Source organism: Mycobacterium hackensackense (assembly GCF_025822555.1).
In the GTDB taxonomy this organism is placed as follows: Bacteria; Actinomycetota; Actinomycetes; order Mycobacteriales; family Mycobacteriaceae; genus Mycobacterium; species Mycobacterium fluoranthenivorans.
This window is the reverse complement of the sequence record NZ_JACKUC010000005.1, coordinates 1-841: the sequence shown is the minus strand read 5'-3', so window position 1 is coordinate 841 and position 841 is coordinate 1. Positions and strand designations below refer to the sequence as shown.

The following is an 841-nucleotide window of genomic DNA, read 5'->3' as shown; positions in this document are numbered from 1 at the left end:
ACCGAGGTCACGCACGGTGGCCGTCTGCCCGGGTGGTACCGACTCCTGTACCCACTCCACGATGCTGCGGGTCCCGTCGGTCTGGCCGATGTCACCGAGTGGGGTGTCCAGGTCGTGGCCACCGAAGTCGACGCCCACCGCACCGGACAGATGGGCGACCATCCCATCGAGATCGATCGCCTCCTCCAGCTCGGCCTCCAAGCGGGCGGCCTCCTCCTCGGTGCTGCCGATGACGAAGTGCAGCCCCTGGAAGAATTTGAGGTCATCGGGTTTGCGGCCGGCGGCCACCACCCGCCTGCGGGTGTCCTCGATCAGGTCGCGCGCCTGGTTCGGCCCGGGGCTGATGATGAACTGGGCTTCGGCGTGGCGGGCCGCGAAATCTCTTCCTGCCGAGGATGATCCAGCCTGGAACAGGATGGGAGTGCGCTGCGGAGACGGTGCCACCAGATGTGGACCCTCCACCCGGTAGCGCTTTCCGACGTGATGGATCTTGTGGATCTTGGCGTAGTCGCCGTGCAGTCCCCGGACGCGGTCCTGCAGCAGCGCGCCGTCATCCCAGGACCCCTCCCACAACTTGTAGGTCACATCGACGTACTCGTCGGCCCAGCGGTAGCGCTCGTCATGTTCCTCCAGATCGTCGTACCCGAAGTTACGGGCGGCGTTGGCCAGCGCGCTGGTGACGATGTTCCATGCGATCCGGCCGTCGGTGGCATGGTCCAGCGTGGAGATCTTGCGGGCGAAGTTGAAGGGATGTTCCTGAATCACCGAGCTGGTGATGGCGATACCGATATCGCTGGTGTTGTACGCGATCGCCGAGGCGATCACACTCGGGTCGTTGCTC

Annotated in this window: 1 protein-coding gene; it reads right to left on the bottom strand. The window is 65.2% G+C overall.

What is annotated here, in order from left to right:
• On the bottom strand, positions 1 to 841 hold an 841-nt coding region (locus tag H7J86_RS00030; protein ID WP_267288596.1), incomplete at both ends, for an NtaA/DmoA family FMN-dependent monooxygenase.